This is a genomic window from Paenibacillus sp. MMO-58, from assembly GCF_037146255.1.
GTDB lineage: Bacteria > Bacillota > Bacilli > Paenibacillales > Paenibacillaceae > Pristimantibacillus.
On the sequence record NZ_JBBCVY010000002.1, the window covers coordinates 81,528 to 98,469 of the forward strand.

At 49.4% G+C, this 16,942-nt stretch carries 17 protein-coding genes; all 17 read right to left on the minus strand.

From position 1 onward, the window contains the following. Positions 1-23 precede the first annotated feature (23 nt). The 17 genes from WFJ73_RS06120 to WFJ73_RS06200 all read right to left on the minus strand — a co-directional run bounded on the left by WFJ73_RS06120 (position 24) and on the right by WFJ73_RS06200 (position 16,853). Positions 24-497, minus strand: a complete 474-nt coding sequence (locus tag WFJ73_RS06120) for a RicAFT regulatory complex protein RicA family protein (RefSeq protein ID WP_336772210.1) — start codon at positions 495-497, stop codon at positions 24-26. Between the two features lie 31 nt (positions 498-528). Beyond that, positions 529-2,106: a tRNA (N6-isopentenyl adenosine(37)-C2)-methylthiotransferase MiaB gene (miaB, locus tag WFJ73_RS06125; protein ID WP_336772211.1), complete on the minus strand. Its 1,578-nt coding sequence runs from the start codon at positions 2,104-2,106 to the stop codon at positions 529-531. 254 nt (positions 2,107-2,360) lie between these two features. After that, the gene (gene pduL / locus WFJ73_RS06130) at positions 2,361-2,936 is read right to left on the minus strand and encodes a phosphate propanoyltransferase (protein ID WP_336772212.1); all 576 of its coding nucleotides are present in this window, start codon (positions 2,934-2,936) and stop codon (positions 2,361-2,363) included. A gap of 182 nt (positions 2,937-3,118) precedes the next feature. Continuing rightward, positions 3,119-3,985, minus strand: coding sequence for a 2-oxoacid:ferredoxin oxidoreductase subunit beta (locus WFJ73_RS06135; RefSeq protein WP_336772213.1), 867 nt, complete (start codon positions 3,983-3,985; stop codon positions 3,119-3,121). Positions 3,986-3,987: 2 nt separating this feature from the next. Further along, positions 3,988-5,721 carry a 2-oxoacid:acceptor oxidoreductase subunit alpha gene (locus tag WFJ73_RS06140; RefSeq protein ID WP_336772214.1) on the minus strand — a complete coding sequence of 578 codons (1,734 nt, stop codon included), beginning with the start codon at positions 5,719-5,721 and terminating at the stop codon, positions 3,988-3,990. 197 nt (positions 5,722-5,918) lie between these two features. Beyond that, positions 5,919-6,863 (minus strand): dipeptidase, encoded by a 945-nt coding sequence (locus WFJ73_RS06145; RefSeq protein ID WP_336772215.1) that lies wholly within the window; start codon positions 6,861-6,863, stop codon positions 5,919-5,921. Positions 6,864-6,972: 109 nt separating this feature from the next. Beyond that, on the minus strand, positions 6,973-7,233 hold the full coding sequence (locus WFJ73_RS06150) for a stage V sporulation protein S (RefSeq protein ID WP_005550495.1): 261 nt from the start codon (positions 7,231-7,233) through the stop codon (positions 6,973-6,975). Positions 7,234-7,372: 139 nt separating this feature from the next. Further along, positions 7,373-8,170 (minus strand): TIGR00282 family metallophosphoesterase, encoded by a 798-nt coding sequence (locus WFJ73_RS06155; RefSeq protein ID WP_336772216.1) that lies wholly within the window; start codon positions 8,168-8,170, stop codon positions 7,373-7,375. Between the two features lie 74 nt (positions 8,171-8,244). After that, a complete protein-coding gene (rny, locus tag WFJ73_RS06160; RefSeq protein WP_015844954.1) occupies positions 8,245-9,786 on the minus strand; it encodes a ribonuclease Y in 1,542 nt (513 codons plus the stop codon). 181 nt (positions 9,787-9,967) lie between these two features. Next, entirely contained in the window at positions 9,968-10,648 is a 681-nt protein-coding gene (locus WFJ73_RS06165) for a RecX family transcriptional regulator (RefSeq protein ID WP_336772217.1), read from the minus strand. A gap of 79 nt (positions 10,649-10,727) precedes the next feature. Next, positions 10,728-11,783 carry a recombinase RecA gene (gene recA, locus WFJ73_RS06170; protein ID WP_336772218.1) on the minus strand — a complete coding sequence of 352 codons (1,056 nt, stop codon included), beginning with the start codon at positions 11,781-11,783 and terminating at the stop codon, positions 10,728-10,730. Between the two features lie 285 nt (positions 11,784-12,068). Then, positions 12,069-13,319 (minus strand): competence/damage-inducible protein A, encoded by a 1,251-nt coding sequence (locus WFJ73_RS06175; protein WP_336772219.1) that lies wholly within the window; start codon positions 13,317-13,319, stop codon positions 12,069-12,071. A 92-nt stretch (positions 13,320-13,411) separates the two neighbouring features. Beyond that, positions 13,412-13,990 carry a CDP-diacylglycerol--glycerol-3-phosphate 3-phosphatidyltransferase gene (gene pgsA, locus WFJ73_RS06180; protein WP_127495768.1) on the minus strand — a complete coding sequence of 193 codons (579 nt, stop codon included), beginning with the start codon at positions 13,988-13,990 and terminating at the stop codon, positions 13,412-13,414. A gap of 206 nt (positions 13,991-14,196) precedes the next feature. Further along, positions 14,197-14,688, minus strand: coding sequence for a YajQ family cyclic di-GMP-binding protein (locus WFJ73_RS06185; protein WP_127495769.1), 492 nt, complete (start codon positions 14,686-14,688; stop codon positions 14,197-14,199). A 35-nt stretch (positions 14,689-14,723) separates the two neighbouring features. Continuing rightward, complete coding sequence (locus tag WFJ73_RS06190) at positions 14,724-15,662, minus strand: helix-turn-helix domain-containing protein (protein ID WP_336772220.1); 939 nt, start codon at positions 15,660-15,662, stop codon at positions 14,724-14,726. A gap of 18 nt (positions 15,663-15,680) precedes the next feature. Continuing rightward, on the minus strand, positions 15,681-16,454 hold the full coding sequence (locus WFJ73_RS06195) for a DUF3388 domain-containing protein (protein ID WP_127495771.1): 774 nt from the start codon (positions 16,452-16,454) through the stop codon (positions 15,681-15,683). Positions 16,455-16,601: 147 nt separating this feature from the next. Next, positions 16,602-16,853 carry a DUF3243 domain-containing protein gene (locus tag WFJ73_RS06200; protein WP_015844962.1) on the minus strand — a complete coding sequence of 84 codons (252 nt, stop codon included), beginning with the start codon at positions 16,851-16,853 and terminating at the stop codon, positions 16,602-16,604. Positions 16,854-16,942: the final 89 nt, after the last annotated feature.

The following is a 16,942-nucleotide window of genomic DNA, read 5'->3' on the forward strand; positions in this document are numbered from 1 at the left end:
TTCAGACCGCCTCTCTCTTTATTCTAGTCGCATTCAGCCGGCGCTTCTACCGTAGCGTCCTCGACATTGATTTTCTCGGATACCGTATCGCGCACGATCGAAATAACAAGCTGCAGCAAATAGTTGATGTCCGTCTGGCTTTGCTGGAACTCCGATACGATCGGAATGCCGTCCAGCTCGTCTTGAAGGGTTTCCATTTCGCCTTCGATCTTCTTCACCATTTGCTCGTTTTTGAACGTTGTTTCGAATGCAACGACTTCTTTTTGCTTCTTCTTGATAAGCGCGATCAGCGATTGAACGCGATCATTGCCTTGAATCTGCTTCTCGGCGCGGCGGTACTGCTGAACTTCCTCGGATGTAAAGATAAGATCCGCCAGTTCCTTCGCCTTGTGCATAATATCTTCACGGACCAGAAAATCGCGGGTATTGAATTTCGGGACATTGCAACCATGTTCATGGTCATGGTGCGAATTAACTGCAGTCTGTTGTTCGGACATCTATCATCTCTCCCACTAATTTGAGTCGGTTTTAGGATACGTTGCTGGCGGAATTCGCCAACGGTTCCGCTTTAATATACCATGTTTTTGCTTCCGTTACACGAACATGTATAAATTGTCCGATCCATTCTTTTGGACCTTCCAGGTGCACCAGCTTATTCGTGCGCGTCCGGCCGGCCAAAATATTCGGATTGTTCTTGCTCTCGCCTTCCACCAGCACTTCGACAATCTCGCCTTCCATCCGTTCATTGCTTCTGCGGCCAAGCTCGGCCATCAGCTCATTCAGCCGCTTCAAGCGATTCTTCTTCACATCCATCGGCACGTTATCTTCCATACCTGCAGCAGGAGTGCCTTCGCGCGGCGAATAGATGAAGGTATAGGCAAAATCAAAACCAACCTGGCGGACCAAGGTCATCGTATCCTCAAACTGTTCGTCCGTCTCGCCCGGGAAACCTACGATAATGTCGGTTGAGAGGGACACATTGGGGATCGCCCGTTTGATTTTCGCCACAAGCTCAAAAATTTGTTCCCGGGAATACTTCCGGCTCATCCGCTTCAGCACTTCCGTGCTGCCCGATTGAATCGGCAGATGGATATGTTCGACCAGATTGCCGCCTTGCGCCAGCACCTCGATCAGATGATCGTCGAAATCCCGAGGATGGCTTGTCGTATAGCGGATACGCGGAATGTCAATCTTTGAAATATCGTGCATCAAATCGCCAAAGCGATAAGAAATGTCTTCAAAATCCTTCCCGTAGGCGTTTACATTTTGACCTAGCAAAGTAATCTCCTTGAAGCCTTGGCGTGCCAGCTCGCGTACTTCCGCAATGACATCGTCCGGACGGCGGCTTCTCTCTTTGCCGCGCGTGTAAGGAACGATGCAATACGTACAGAACTTGTCGCAGCCGTACATAATGTTCACCCATGCACGCATGCCGTCCCGTTTCTTCGGCATATTCTCGATAATGTCGCCTTCCTTGGACCATACCTCAACAACCATCTCCTTGCTGAAATAAGCGTTTTGCAGCAGGTGCGGCAGACGGTGAATGTTATGCGTGCCAAAGATCATGTCCACAAAAGCATGCTTTTGCAGAATTTTGCCCACAACCGACTCTTCCTGCGACATACAACCGCAAACTCCTAGCAGCAGGTCCGGCTTTTGCAGCTTGAGAGTTTTGAGATGTCCAAGCTCTCCGAATACTTTATCCTCGGCATTCTCTCGAATCGCGCAAGTATTCAGAAGAATGACGTCCGCCTGCATGCGGTCTTCGGTTCCGGTATAACCCATCTCTTCGAACATGCCCTTCATTACTTCCGTGTCATGCTCGTTCATTTGGCAGCCGTATGTTTGTATTAAGTAGAATTTCCCTTTGCCGATGTTTTGCAGCTCTTCCGGAATCGAGAAATCGTAATGAACCTCTATGTCTTCTTTACCGCGTTTCTTTTCGTCTTTATAGTTCGGAGTGGAGTTAATCTGTACGTTCCTGCCCTTAATGCGGTAGGTCGTTACCCCGTCTTCCTCGCTTAGCACTTTAGCATCCGAGAAGTCAAAGTATTTGGAATAGTCTTTAACCTTGTCGGATTGAGCTGCCGTGTTCCCCTTTGACATGGTTGTTCACACTTCCCTCTACATGAAATATTGCGGTTTGCCCTTTAATTTAATCATATCTTTGCCCATTAAAAAATTATAGCACAACTATAGCAAGGATATCCATTTCAGCGTCCTTAGGCGGTGGCGCGTTTCCATCCGTAGAATTCTAAGCAATGTTTAAAAAAACTTTATAAACCGCTTAAAATTCAAAAAAGGCCGACCAACGATACGGGATCGCTTGTCAGCCTTTTAAATCAGCCTATGCTAGGCTCCTATTCGATGATTTCAGCCGTATCGCCATTTTTGATGCCTGCCGCATTCGCTTCATCCGTATCGATATGCATATCCAGCGCAAAATCCGGTGATACGCGGGCAACAACCTGCTCGAATACGACTCCGCGCTCGCCTTGGAAGCGAACCTTCAGGTGCTGCTTGTCGGCGATTCCCCATTTTTCCGCATCGGTTGTATGGAAGTGAATGTGGCGTGCCGCAACGATAACGCCTTCTTCAATCGCAACCTCGCCTGCTGGACCTTTGATTGTGATGCCTGCGGATCCTTGGATGTTGCCGGATTCTCTGACAGGAGGGTTAATGCCCAGGGCAAAAGCATCCGTACGCGATACTTCCAGCTGGGTGGCATTGCGTACCGGACCCAAAATTCTCACTTTCGGGAAGGAGCCCTTTGGACCGATAACCGCAACCGTCTCGTTCGCCGCGTATTGCCCCGGCTGGGACAATGGTTTCGCTTCCGTGAGTTCGCTGCCAGCTCCAAATAATATAGCGACATGCTCCGCAGAAAGGTGAATATGTCTTGCCGATACGCCTACGGGCACCAATTTTTGTTCCATATGTTTCTACTCCTTTGTATCTATGTAGGGTAACAAGCGTAAACGGCTGCGCCGTCCTTAGGAGGAGCAGCGTACGTTTCGCGAATGAAATATAAGCACGGTATAGATAAAAACTTATACTTCCTTAAAGTTTAAAAAAAGCATACGGCAGTTGATAAAAATGCCGTATGCCCATCATACACTTATTTAAATTCGGCCACAAGCTTATTGAACTGTTCTTCCGACAAGGAAAGCTCCTGCTTCGCAAGCGCGTCAGTGCCAAAGCCGCTGATCATATCCTCGTACGATTTGCGCTGCGTGTTCTGATAGATCAGACCCGTCAGCATGCCTTCAGTTTCCATGATCTTGTTCATCGCCATAATGCGGTTCGAAGGATCGTAATCCGGGAATTGCTCCAGGTTCACGATGTTTTGTTTGAACCAATCGTAAGTGTTGATTTTATTGAACGTAACGCATGGGCTGAACACGTTGATTAGAGAGAAGCCTTCATGCTTGATACCCGCTTCGATCAGAGCCGTCAGCTGTTTCAAATCGCTCGAGAACGATTGGGCAACAAACGTGGCGCCTGCTGACATCGCAATCTCAAGCGGCGACAATGTTGATTCGATCGATCCTTCAGGCGTCGACTTCGTTTTGAAGCCTTCCGCGCTGCGGGGCGATGTCTGGCCTTTAGTCAGACCGTAGATCTGGTTATCCATTACGATATACGTAATATTCAGGTTGCGGCGAATAGCATGAACGGTATGTCCCATCCCGATCGCAAACCCGTCTCCGTCGCCGCCCGATGCGATAACGGTCAGCTCGCGGTTGGCAAGCTTAACGCCTTGCGCGATTGGCAATGCGCGGCCGTGTATCCCGTGAAGGCCGTAAGCATTGATATAACCGGAAATACGGCCGGAGCAGCCGATACCCGAAATCACCGCAAGGTCTTCCGGCTCAAGGCCCACGTTAGCTGCTGCGCGCTGAATAGCGGCTTGGATGGAGAAGTCTCCGCAGCCCGGGCACCAGTTCGGCTTCACATTATTTCGAAACTCTTTAAATGTTGCCATGATTAGTCCAACTCCTTGCACGCTTTATAAACTTCGGATGGCAGGAACGGATTACCGTCATATTTCAGCAGGTTGCGGATCTTCTCCGCGAAGCCCGCATGCATCTTAATTTGGCCGGCGAGCTGTGCGGTTGCGTTGTTCTCGATAACAACCACTTTCTTCGCTTGCTGCAGGTGAGGAATCAGTTGCTCCGTCGGGAACGGGTGAATTTGACGGATCGTAATATGATTCGAAGTAATTCCGTCGTTAGCCAGCCATTCGCGGGCTTGATCGATCGTTCCGCCCGTAGAGCCCATGCCGATAATCAGAAGATCCGGCGTATCGTTAGCCGCATCGATGCGAAGACCGTCGCGAATTTGTAAGCCGTTCAGCTTGTTCAGACGTTTATCCATCATATTCTGGCGGTTAACGGCGCTTTCGGAAGGACGGCCCGTTTCGTCATGCTCAACCCCGGTTACGTGGTGGATACCGTTCTTAGCGCCAGGCAATACGCGCGGCGATACGCCGTCCTCCGTCAATTCGTAACGCTTGAACAGCTGCTGTGCTTCCAGTTCCGGCGCTTCCTGAAGGAGCTTGCCGCGGTTGATTTGAATCGATTGGAAATCAAACGGCTCGCAGGACTGCTTGCCGAGCGACAGCTGAAGGTCGGTCATCACGATAACCGGCACTTGATATTGCTCCGAAAGGTTGAAAGCTTCGATCATATCATAGAAGCAGTCTTCGATCGACGCCGGAGCGATAACGATCTTCGGAATCTCCCCGTGAGTGCCGTAGACCATTGCGTTAAGATCGGATTGCTCCTGCTTGGTAGGCAGCCCCGTCGATGGGCCGCCACGCTGCGTATCCACGATTACAAGCGGAGTTTCCGTCATACCGGCAAGACCGATGGCTTCCATCATCAAGGACAGACCGGGACCCGCGGAAGCCGTCATTGTACGCACACCCGCATAGTTGGCGCCAATCGCCATCGTTACCGCCGCGATTTCGTCCTCCGTCTGAACGACGGTACCGCCAAGCGCCGGCAGCTTCTTGATCAGGTATTCCATTATTTCGGATGCCGGCGTAATCGGATAAGCGGACATCAGGCGGCAGCCTGCAGCCAGGGAGCCGAGGCCAATCGCTTCGTTGCCGATCATGAACAGCTTCTGACGGCCGTCCGCCTCCTCCAGCTTGAATTCGTTAAGCGGTCCGCCCGCTTGCTCCAATACGAACTCGGCGCCTTGCTTAACCGCTTCGATGTTCTTCTCCACGACTGCCGCGCCTTTGCGTCCGAACTCTTCTTCTACCGCTTTATTAAATACCTCAAGAGGCAAACCAAGCAAAGCCCAGGATGCGCCTGAAGCAACCATGTTCTTCATCAGGGAAGTACCAAGCTCTTCCGCCATTGCCGTAATCGGAACAGCGAACAGTCGTGCATCGATTCCTTCCGGTACAACGGGATTAAACTTCGCATCTGCCACGATAACGCCGCCGCTGCGAAGCTCTTTTGCATTCAAATCTATGCTTTCTTGGTCGAACGCCACGAGGATGTCCAGATCATCGGAGATCGCCCGGATCGGATATGTGCTGATTCGAATTTTATTATTTGTATGTCCGCCCTTGATCCGAGACGAGAAATGACGATATCCGTAAAGGTAATACCCAAGCCGGTTAAGCGCCGTGGAAAAAATACGGTCCGTACTTTCGACGCCTTCCCCTTGTTGCCCTCCGATCTTCCAAGACAATTGACTAATCAAAACGCCCATCTCCTCTTTTTGATGGCTTAAGCCGCGTACATTACTAAGGCAATATCCAACAATAATTTATATAATGAATGAACAGTCAAACCAAGTGTAAAGGTGCGGTTTGAAAATTGCAAGATGTAAACGTTTAATGAATGATAATCATTTTCGATTGTTTATATACCGTATTCAGATTTGTTGCGAGTCGCTTGCTACTCCGGCAGATTTTCATTCAAAAATGAAAGCGCATTACCCGACAGGAACCGTTTGGTCTGCTCCTCCGAGTAGTGTTTAAGAAGCGCTTCGCGCAGCCTGTACACTTCTCCGGGATGGGTCAGTCCGTTCACATATTTGTCGATTCCGTCAAAGTCGGAACCAAGCATGATATGATTCTCCCCGCCTAGTCCGCCGACATGATCGATGTGCCGTAACACATCGTCAACCGATACCTGCTCCCCCTCCGCTACAAACCAAGGCACGTAAGTAATGCCGATAAGACCCTGCAGAGCGATGATAGCCTTAATCTGGTCATCCGTCAGGTTGCGGGGATGCTGGAGAAGCGCTTTTGCATTGGAATGGGAGGCAATAATCGTTCTCTCGGCCAAATCGGCGACATCCCAAAATGCTCGTTCCGATAAGTGGGATACATCCACTAGAATGCCCAGTTTGTCGCATTCGGCGACAAAGTCTTTCCCCTTGGCTGTCAGACCGCCTCCACGGGGCTCCATAACGCCGTCTGCGGCCCAGTTCGCATGGTTCCAGGTCAATCCTGCCGCCCGCACGCCAAGCCGGTGCAGGAGCCTTAGAATCGGTAAACTCCCTTGCAGGCCATCAACGCCTTCCAGTGATAGCAAAGCGCCAATCTTTCCGTTAGTGAGGCTTTCTGCCAGATCGGATTGATTGCGAATCAACTTCATATCCGGACAAGCAAGCACCTTCTCATAAAAATGGTCTATGCACTCTAGTATAGGTTCGATTGAACCGTTCAGCTTCTCCGGTATGTATACCGCAAACGTTTGAAGGACGGCACCCGATTCCTTTAACCGTTCATACGTTACATCAAGCATACCCGGTTCACTTTTTTGAAAAGTCAGATGGGGATGCACAAGCAGCTTGCTTAATACATCGCAATGAAAATCCGCTATGCCAAATGACACAATCGATCACCTCTCCGCTTACTCCTCCAGCTTCAACAAAGCAAAAAACCTGTCTACTTCGTAAACAGGTTTCAATACCCGGTACAATCCAGCCTTATTCGGTTAGATATTACCTAGGCTCAACAATCAGTTTTATCGCTGTTCGGTCTTCTCCATCAATGACAATGTCAGTAAATGCCGGTACGCAAATCAAATCCACCCCGCTCGGAGCTACGAATCCGCGAGCAATTGCTACTGCCTTGATCGCTTGATTGAGTGCACCCGCCCCGATGGCTTGCAATTCAGCGGCGCCGCGTTCACGCAAAACTCCGGCCAGCGCACCTGCAACGGAATTTGGATTGGACTTTGCTGAAACTTTTAATACTTCCATGAAAAAGGACCTCCTCGGGAATGATGGATGGATTCCACTATTTAGATAGTATTCGAGAGAGGTTAAAAAATTCCTGCTATGCCCGCAATAACTTTCATATCAATTCTGAATTGGCTAAACTTTTAGAATATTCATATAACTACTGCATGAGCAGCCAGTCATCTTCGGTTAGGCGAATTTTCTGGATTTTAGTCGCATGCCCCGTGGCGTCGTCAATCTGAACCGATACCGCATGCAAATGCCAATCGCCTTCATCCACCACAAAGCGTGTTGGCAGCTGGGTCAAGAACTTGTGCAGAACAGCGTTGCGCTCCATTCCGAGTACGCCATCGCGAGGCCCTGTCATGCCTACATCCGTTAAGTAGGCTGTACCACCCGGCAGGATCCGGTCATCGTTGGTTTGTACATGCGTATGAGTGCCAACAACAATCGAAGCTTGGCCAGCCAAATGCCAGCCCATCGCAATTTTCTCGGAGGTCGCTTCCGCATGGAAATCCACCAGAATGTTTTTCGTTTTCTCTTTCGCTAGCGCGACCAGCTCTTCCGCTTTCCGGAACGGGCAGTCAATCGGAGGCAGGAAAGTCCGGCCTTGCAAATTAATAATCGCGAGTTGCTTGCCATTGGCTTTAATAAGCGCGTGACCTTGACCTGGAGTGCCTTCCGGGAAGTTGGCCGGACGCACCATGCGCGGCTCATCGTCAATCCATTCGAAGATATCTTTATTGTCCCAAGTATGATTGCCCATCGTAATGCCGTGAACGCCCCATTCAAAAAACTCGCGGGCTATCGCAGCCGTGATACCCCGGCCCGCTGCAGCGTTCTCGCCGTTCACGATAATAATATGCGGGTTATACTTGCTTCTGAGTGCCGGCAGCACCTGCTTTAATGCTTTGCGTCCTACGCTTCCTACGATATCGCCAATAAATAATACGTTCACTCTGTCACTCCTTTAGTATGCAAAAAAAGTGGCTGACAAGCAGCCACTTTTCGTTCTTGCTATTTGCTTGTGATCTACTTCGCATATTCAACTGCACGGGTCTCACGAATAACCGTAACTTTAATATGTCCCGGATAATCGAGTTCACTCTCGATCTTCTTCGTAATATCGCGTGCAAGCCGGAATGCTTCCGTATCGTCAATCTTCTCAGGTTGAACCATAACACGGACTTCGCGTCCCGCTTGAATGGCGAAAGACTTCTCTACGCCGTCGAACGACTCCGAGATATCTTCCAGCTTCTCCAGGCGTTTGATGTACGTTTCAAGCGTCTCGCGTCTTGCGCCAGGACGTGCGGCAGACAAGGCGTCTGCTGCTCCTACCAGCATTGCGATAACGGAAGTTGCTTCGACATCACCATGGTGGGAAGCGATACTGTTGATTACAACAGGATGCTCCTTGTACTTCTTCGCCAGTTCTACGCCGATTTCAACGTGCGAGCCCTCAACCTCGTGGTCAAGCGCCTTGCCGATATCGTGCAGAAGGCCTGCGCGCTTAGCAAGCGTGATATCTTCGCCAAGCTCTGCAGCCATAAGGCCGGTCAAATAAGCAACTTCCATCGAGTGCTTCAAAACGTTCTGACCGTAGCTTGTCCGATACTTGAGACGTCCCAGAATTTTAATCAAATCAGGGTGCAAACCATGAACCCCAACTTCGAAAGTAGCTTGTTCGCCGTATTCGCGAATCCGCTCGTCCACTTCCTTGCGGGACTTCTCGACCATCTCTTCAATGCGAGCCGGATGTATACGACCATCTGCAACAAGCTTCTCAAGTGAAGTCCGAGCAATTTCGCGTCTAATCGGGTCAAAGCCAGACAGAATGACCGCTTCCGGTGTATCGTCGATAATCAAATCGATACCAGTCAATGTTTCGAGTGCACGGATATTACGGCCCTCACGTCCAATAATACGGCCTTTCATTTCTTCGTTAGGCAGGGTAACGACCGATACAGTCGTCTCTGCTACGTGATCCGCCGCACATCGTTGAATAGCGAGTGAAATAATGTCCCGCGCCTTTCGATCGGCTTCTTCTTTCGCTTGCTGCTCGATCTCTTTGATCATCTGTGCTGTTTCGTGACGCACTTCTTGCTCCACATTCGACAAAATAATCGATTTCGCATCCTCCATAGTCAAGCTGGAGATGCGCTCCAATTCACTAAGCTGCTGCTTGTAAATGGATTCAATTTGTTCTTGTGTTTCATCGATCCGTTTCTCTTTGTTGGCAACTAATTCTTCTTTGCGTTCAAGCGCTTCTATCTTTTTATCCAGCGACTCCTCTTTCTGGAGCAAGCGTCTTTCTTGACGCAAGGACTCGTTACGCCGCTCACGGATGTCTTTTTCAGCCTCCGTACGGAGTTTGTGGATTTCATCTTTTGCTTCGAGCACCGTTTCTTTCTTCTGGGCTTCTGCTTCCTTCTTCGCATTCTCTACGATTTGAACAGCAGCTTGCTCAGCGCTGGAAATCTTGGCTTCGGCAATCGACTTACGAATAAAATAACCAATCCCAAAGAAAATAACGCCAACAACGAGACAGATCAACACCGTCCAAATAGGGTCCATCTTGTTCACCTCCTCGTTGCATTCACCAAGGCAAGCTTGGGATGATATTAGGTTTTTAGCCGGTTTCCATACCGATTGATTCTCAAACTTATTGACGAAAATAATCGTTTCAAATCAACTTTTGGAAGGAAAATTGATTTGATATAAAAGGAATACAATTTTATTTTATCTTTTGGCAAAATCAATTGTCAAGCAAAAGCCCTTCATCCTCATCCGCCTGCTCGATTTCCGCTTCATCTATAGCCGCTTTAGCCGCTTGTTTAACGACATCCGAAGGAAAGCCCCGACGCAATAAAAAGGCCATCAGCTTCTGCCGTTTCTCTCTGTTCTCTCCTTTGAGAGAACGCCATTTCTTCTTCGCCGCATGCACGGCGGATGCGAGTTCGTCTTCCTTGTCGATAGCTTCAAGCGCGTCGGAAGCCGCCTGCTTCGATACTCCGCGTTGCTGCAGCTCCTGCTTGATCCAGCGGCGACCCTTCTGACTGTAACGGATACGCTGCATGGCGAAATGCCGCGCATACTCTCCATCATCAACAATATGTTCCGATTCTAAACGTTCAAGAGCGTAAGCAATTGGTTCGGGTTCAAATTCCTTGCGGAGCAAATATTGCTCGATCTGTTTGCGGGTTCTTGCTTTTATGCCAAGATAGGTGACGGCAAGCGAGTAAGCCCGGTATCTTTCGTCCTCATCGGCAATCTCGGCAATAGCTTCCCTTGTAAGCTCCTTCCCTTTAAACAACGTGTATTTTATAAGAAGATCCTCGTGGACGGATAACAACGGCTCTTCCATGCCGTTTGCATACACATGGTATCGCTTACGATCCTTGCGGTCCTGCTCTACCGCAGAAATCTCGATTAACATCCTGGTTACACCCCGTTCATTGCAAAGAAGCAGCGCCGCCCTCGAAAGGACGGCGCTGCTTCTTCCTTAATTATTACTATTAATCGTCAAGTTCCGACTCATCAAAGTCATCGTCATCATCTTTCGAGAAGTCTGCTGGCTGTGCAGAAGCCGACAAGTTGCTTGCTTCGCGGATCTGCTTCTCGATTACCGCAGCAACTTCCGGATGATCCTTCAAGAACTGCTTCGCGTTCTCGCGTCCTTGGCCCAAGCGATCGCCATTATAGGAGAACCAAGCACCGCTCTTCTGAACGATATCCATCTCTACACCAATATCTACAAGGCTGCCTTCTCTCGAAATGCCTTCGCCGTACATGATATCAATCTCCGCTTGCTTGAACGGAGGAGCTACTTTGTTCTTCACGACTTTAATCCGCGTACGGTTACCAACCATATCGTTGCCTTGCTTGATCGTCTCAATCCGGCGTACTTCCAGACGTACGCTGGAATAGAACTTCAGTGCACGGCCGCCAGGCGTAGTTTCCGGGTTACCGAACATAACGCCGACTTTCTCGCGCAACTGGTTAATAAAGATGGCGATTGTTTTCGACTTGCTGATCGCGCCACCCAGTTTACGCAGAGCCTGCGACATCAGACGTGCCTGCAGACCGACATGTGAATCCCCCATATCGCCTTCAATCTCTGCTTTCGGTACAAGCGCTGCTACCGAGTCGATAACGATAATATCGACCGCGCCGCTTCGTACAAGCGCTTCTGCGATCTCAAGCGCCTGTTCGCCCGTATCCGGCTGCGACAACAGCAGTTCGTCGATATTTACGCCAAGCTTGCTCGCGTACAATGGATCAAGCGCATGCTCCGCATCGATAAACGCAGCTTGTCCGCCGATCCGTTGTACTTCCGCAATAGCGTGAAGCGCAACGGTTGTTTTACCGGAAGATTCCGGTCCGTAGCATTCAATAATACGGCCTCTTGGCAAACCGCCGATTCCAAGAGCAATATCTAAAGCAATTGAACCGCTTGGTACGGTTTCAACTTGCATATGTGTGGATTCCCCTAATTTCATGATGGAGCCTTTACCAAATTGCTTCTCAATTTGACGTAAAGCCATCTCCAAAGCAGCACGACGATCCGACAAGCTACTCACATCCTTCGTTATTTATAATTGTATGATACCTTGTTTCCGCTCAATTGCCAAGCTTTTTTTCGAACATACATTCGTCTTTTTGTTTCCACGTCCTTTCCAGACGCATGGCGAAACGGCTTTTGCCCTCTTGGGCAACTATGCGCGATTCGTCATGATTCTAAAAATAGACATAAAAAAACCGCAGCAAAGTAATCTTCGCCACGGTTCTTCCGCATGAGACCAATTATAGCGGAAATGGTACAAACAGGCAAGTATTTTTCGCGTTAATCCGACAAATTAATGTTCGCGCAGCTTCAGCCACAATTGATATAAGGCAGCCTTTACCGCACGGATGCGGATGATGGCGCGGGTACCGGAAAAATGGCCGGTAAATACGGCTGTCGGCTTGCCCCTCTCGGCAACCGCGTAATAGACCAAGCCAACGGGCTTGCCTTCCGCCTGAGCCGGGCCGGCTACCCCCGTGAGCGACACGCCAAAATCGGAATCTCCGATTTGTCTGACGCGTTCGGCCATCATTGCTGCCGTAGATTCACTGATCGCTCCCGGCGCTCCGTCTCCTTCAAGCTGCGCCATCGGGATGCCGAGCAGCTTATGCTTCATCTCGTTCGTATAAGTAACAACGCCGCCGGAATATTCCCCACTGCTGCCGGGAATGCCGGTAATAAGCTCTGCAAGCAAGCCTCCGCTGATGCTTTCGGCTGTCGAGAGCTTTCTTCTCGATGTCCGAAGCAGCTGCACGACCTGCTCTTCCAGCGTAATCTCTTCCTGCGCATATAAGTACTCGCCCACCCGCTGCTTGATCGCATCGACGGTTTGATCCAGCTTGACTATCGCATCGGTTTCGTTCGCCGCTTTCGTAGATACCCGAATGGCGACCTCGCCTTCCTTCGCATATGGCGCGATAGTAGGATCCGATTGGGCTTCGATCAGATCAATCAGCTTAGCTTCTAGCGTCGATTCCCCAATCCCTGCAAACATAAGCAGTCTCGAATAAAGCGGTTCTTCTGCCCCCAGAATAGACCGGAGCCAATCCGACGCCGGCCCCTCCATCATCGGCTTCATCTCGCGAGGAGGCCCGGGCAGAAGCAAATAATGCGTCCCGTCTTCGGACAGGCCGTTGCCGACGGCAAGCCCGGCTTCATTATCAATCGGGGCGCTGCCGTCAATCATCAGCGCTTGTCTGCGGTTGCTCTCTACCATATGGATGCCGCGAGAGCTGAACATTTGCTCGATCTTATCCATGGAAGGCTGATGAAGGGACAGGCCGCGGTTCAGATAGGCCGCGAGGACGTCCTTCGTCAGATCATCTTGCGTAGGACCAAGTCCGCCGGTAAACACAAGCAGGTCGGCACGCTGGCGGGCAATCTCAATCGCTTGGCGGATCCGGTTCGGGTTATCGCCAACGACCGTCTGAAAGTAAACATCAATGCCAAGCGATGCAAGCTTTCTGGACAAGAATTGTGCGTTTGTATTGACGATTTGACCAAGCAAAAGCTCGGTGCCCACTGCGATAATTTCAGCTTTCATACGATTTCCCCCTTCGAATCCTGCAGCATTAGGAAGCAAAAGCATCTCTCCACGAATGGAAAGATGCTTTATTGTTGCTTATATGATCCTGATTATTGCACAGGAATCAAATGTTTGTTCTTGAAGAAATAGTCGAATCCGGAATACACCGTAATAATAACGGCAATCCAGCTTACGATATCGTCAAACGGAAAATCGATAAACGTAAACGGGAAGTTGTTGAGCAGAAGCGAAATGATCATCGTAATTTGTACGGCTGTTTTCCATTTGCCCCATTTGCTCGCCGCCATTACGCTGCCTTCCAGCAAAGCGATCTGACGCAAACCCGTAACCGCGAATTCGCGGCTGATAATAATGATGGCCATCCATGCCGCCAGCTTATCCATTTGAACGAGCGAGATCAGTACAGCCGCCACAAGCAGCTTGTCCGCCAGCGGATCAAGAAGCTTGCCGAGGTTGGTTACGATTTTGTTCTTCCTGGCGATATAACCATCGAGACCGTCGGTGCTTGCCGCTATGATAAAGATTATAGCCGCTATAATCTGATTGTATGTAATGGAGTAATCATCGCCGAAAGCAAGAGGCTTGATATCGATATTGACGAGCAGAAATACCATAATGATCGGCACTAAAATAATTCTGGCCAGCGTAATCCTATTTGCCAGGTTCATTCGTTCACACCCCCGGACCGTCTAGCCGTGTTCCTGCATTGATGCATGATTGCTTGTACTGTCATATGTATGTCCCCCGGATCGTTTCCAAAACTATCTAACCAAGTATAATACATGCCATTTCCTATGTCAAAATATCGAACGTCATAGAGCGAAAGCCCTTCTTGCCCCAAATGACGAGGCAGCGAAGGGCTAGAAAAGGCTTATTAACGGTAATTGGTGAACTGCAGTTCGACGGTCAAATCCGCTGCGCGGAGAAGAGCCATAACCGCTTGCAAATCATCGCGGCTTTTACCGGTTACGCGGATTTGGTCGCCTTGAATCTGGCTTTTCACCTTAATCTTCGAATCCCGGATCAGGATATTAATTTTTTTGGAATTGTCTTGATCGATTCCCGACTTCAGCTTAATACGCTGACGGACGGTGCTCGCCGAAGCCGATTCAACCTTGCCGTATTCCAGGTTTTTAATCGGCACGCCGCGCTTGACCATCTTCGATTTCAAAATATCAAGAACGCTTTCCAGCTTGAAATCATCATCGGAAACGACAACAAGCTCTTCTTTCTCCAGCTTAATGCTGCTTTTGCTTCCTTTGAAGTCGAAGCGTGTTTCAATCTCCCGCTCCGCTTGCTGAATCGCATTGTTCAGCTCTTGCATATCCATCTTCGAAACGATATCAAATGAACTTTCAGAACTCATTGTTGACAACTCTCCCTTTGTATCTTATTCAATCCTTACTGATTCTCTGTACCTGCCGTGTCCCCAGGCGTGGATGAATTGTCCGGATTTTGAGACGATGTCCCTTCGGTTCCTCCGGTGCCCTGCACGGGGTTCAGCTGAATTTTCTTGGAGCCTGCACGGTCTCCGTCGTTAATTTGCACACCGTCGACTGTAATGGTACTCAGGTCGGCCCGCCCGACATTAATGTAAAGGGGTTGATCCAGATCGTACGTAAAGGCCGAGCCATCGGGAGCCGTCTCCGAAATAATCGCTTTGCCGGAAGAGCTTCCCGAGCGCACTTCCGTCCAGCTTGGCCCGCCGGAAATCTTGATCTCCACTTTATGTACCACGCCAGCCGGCGAGACATCATAGTGATCAACCTTGCCGACCTTGGACGAGAACGTCAAGGTAGTCGGCGATTGGCTTGGAGTTGGCGTAGGCGTTGCGGTAGGCGTCGTTGTTCCGCCGTCGTTCGACGAATTAGGCGATTGGCTTGGCGGGGCCGGCGAAGCCTGATCCGTAATGTTCGTATTGTCGATTTCTTTTGGATTATCGGCTTTCTGATTAACGAAATAAACCCAAACAACAACGACGATGAGGATCAGGAACGACCACATCATGATATTGAAGCCAAGCTTGCTGATCCGTTCCGAGGAACGGGTACGAACCCGCTTTGGCTGTCTAGCCGGAACTGCTTCTACGATTTGATCCGTAACGGAAGCAGGAATCTCATGCTGATACAGACGAAGAACTTCCTCCGCATCCAGGCCAACGGCATCACAGTAGTTTTTCACGAAAGCGCGTAAATAGAACGTTCCCGGCAACACGCTATGGTCGCCGCTCTCGATTGCTTCTAAGTAGCGCTTCCTTATTTTTGTTATTTCCTGAACATCATCAAGCGTTAATCCGCGCTCTTCCCTTGCTTTACGCAGCAACGCTCCTAAATCCGACATGGTGTCTACTCCTCTCTGCTAGAATTCATTATCCGAATAATTGGCCGTAAACGATTCGTATGTAATCTCTTCGTCAGGTGTATTGCGCAGCTCAATAATCATATCAAAATGGCTGTAATCGTATTGCGACTCCTTAATAAAGATATCCGGATGCTCAATGACCTTCGTAGAAGGCATTGCCATAATTTCCTGCAGCAGCGAATAGTGCTTTTCGTTGGATCGGATTGTGCTTACGATTCCGTCAATGATAAAGATGTTGTTATCATTCATTTCATCCTCGGACAGCTGGCTGCGAACGGTTTGTCTCAGCAACGTCGACGAAACAAAAGTCCAACGCTTGTTCGAGCATACGCTCCCCGCAATAATCGACTCCGTCTTGCCGACACGCGGCATGCCACGCAAACCAATAACCTGATTGCCGTCCCGTTTAAACACTTCCCCGAGAAAATCGACCAAAATACCCAGCTCGTCTCTTGTAAAACGGAAGGTTTTCCGGTCATCCGAGTCGCGTTCGATATAACGTCCGTGACGGACAGCCAATATGTCAACGATCGTAGGCGTACGAAGCTTGTTAACCGTGATGTTATCAACCTTCTGAAGCATTTTGCCCAGCAGGACGATTTTTTCTTCATCATCCGTCTGGAGCAGCATGCCCCGCGTACGGTCCTCTACGCCATTAATCGTCATAATGTTCACTTCAAGCATACCGAGCAGTGAGGCAATATCGCCAAGAAGACCCGGCCGGTTCTTATGTATTTTGTATTCCATGTAGTATTGCTGCTTTGATCCCATTTCACACCGTCCCTTGTTGTTACCAATCCCATTGATTGACTCGCTTATAAAAATTTATTCTACAATTTTCGTCACATTCCTGCAACCTATTCGCAGACATTGCAGAAAAGCCTCCAAATTGGGAGGCTTTTCTGCAGATGCGAGCAATTAAGTTTGTTCAACCAGCTTGACCATAAGACCGGCTACCGTTTTGCGCTCATGCTCGTCGCCCGCATCCCATAGCTGCTTCAGTACACGCTGTTGCTCATTTTTAGGATCAACCTTCTCATCGAGGAAGGAACCAATCTCGTAAGCCAAATTATGAATGGTTTCCTCAGACATCCCGTTGTTTTTAGCTTGTGCTACGCGGTCCGACAAAAATTCTTTCCAATTGTCGAAACTTGAAAGAACGTTAGACATTTTATTTCGCCTCCTGGATAAGTACATTTTAAGAAGAGTGTAGCACTCAACAAATGTTATTCTGCGTAGAGGCGAAACAAATTATACGA

Bases quoted from the DNA above. Each gene is read 5' to 3' on its own strand.
- WFJ73_RS06120 (WP_336772210.1), bottom strand. From the start codon at position 497: ATGTCCGAACAACAGACTGCAGTTAATTCGCACCATGACCATGAACAT.
- miaB (WP_336772211.1), bottom strand. From the start codon at position 2,106: ATGTCAAAGGGGAACACGGCAGCTCAATCCGACAAGGTTAAAGACTAT.
- pduL (WP_336772212.1), bottom strand. From the start codon at position 2,936: ATGGAACAAAAATTGGTGCCCGTAGGCGTATCGGCAAGACATATTCAC.
- WFJ73_RS06135 (WP_336772213.1), bottom strand. From the start codon at position 3,985: ATGGCAACATTTAAAGAGTTTCGAAATAATGTGAAGCCGAACTGGTGC.
- WFJ73_RS06150 (WP_005550495.1), bottom strand. From the start codon at position 7,233: ATGGAAGTATTAAAAGTTTCAGCAAAGTCCAATCCAAATTCCGTTGCA.
- rny (WP_015844954.1), bottom strand. From the start codon at position 9,786: ATGGACCCTATTTGGACGGTGTTGATCTGTCTCGTTGTTGGCGTTATT.
- WFJ73_RS06165 (WP_336772217.1), bottom strand. From the start codon at position 10,648: ATGTTAATCGAGATTTCTGCGGTAGAGCAGGACCGCAAGGATCGTAAG.
- WFJ73_RS06175 (WP_336772219.1), bottom strand. From the start codon at position 13,319: ATGAAAGCTGAAATTATCGCAGTGGGCACCGAGCTTTTGCTTGGTCAA.
- pgsA (WP_127495768.1), bottom strand. From the start codon at position 13,990: ATGAACCTGGCAAATAGGATTACGCTGGCCAGAATTATTTTAGTGCCG.
- WFJ73_RS06185 (WP_127495769.1), bottom strand. From the start codon at position 14,688: ATGAGTTCTGAAAGTTCATTTGATATCGTTTCGAAGATGGATATGCAA.
- WFJ73_RS06190 (WP_336772220.1), bottom strand. From the start codon at position 15,662: ATGTCGGATTTAGGAGCGTTGCTGCGTAAAGCAAGGGAAGAGCGCGGA.
- WFJ73_RS06195 (WP_127495771.1), bottom strand. From the start codon at position 16,454: ATGGGATCAAAGCAGCAATACTACATGGAATACAAAATACATAAGAAC.
- WFJ73_RS06200 (WP_015844962.1), bottom strand. From the start codon at position 16,853: ATGTCTAACGTTCTTTCAAGTTTCGACAATTGGAAAGAATTTTTGTCG.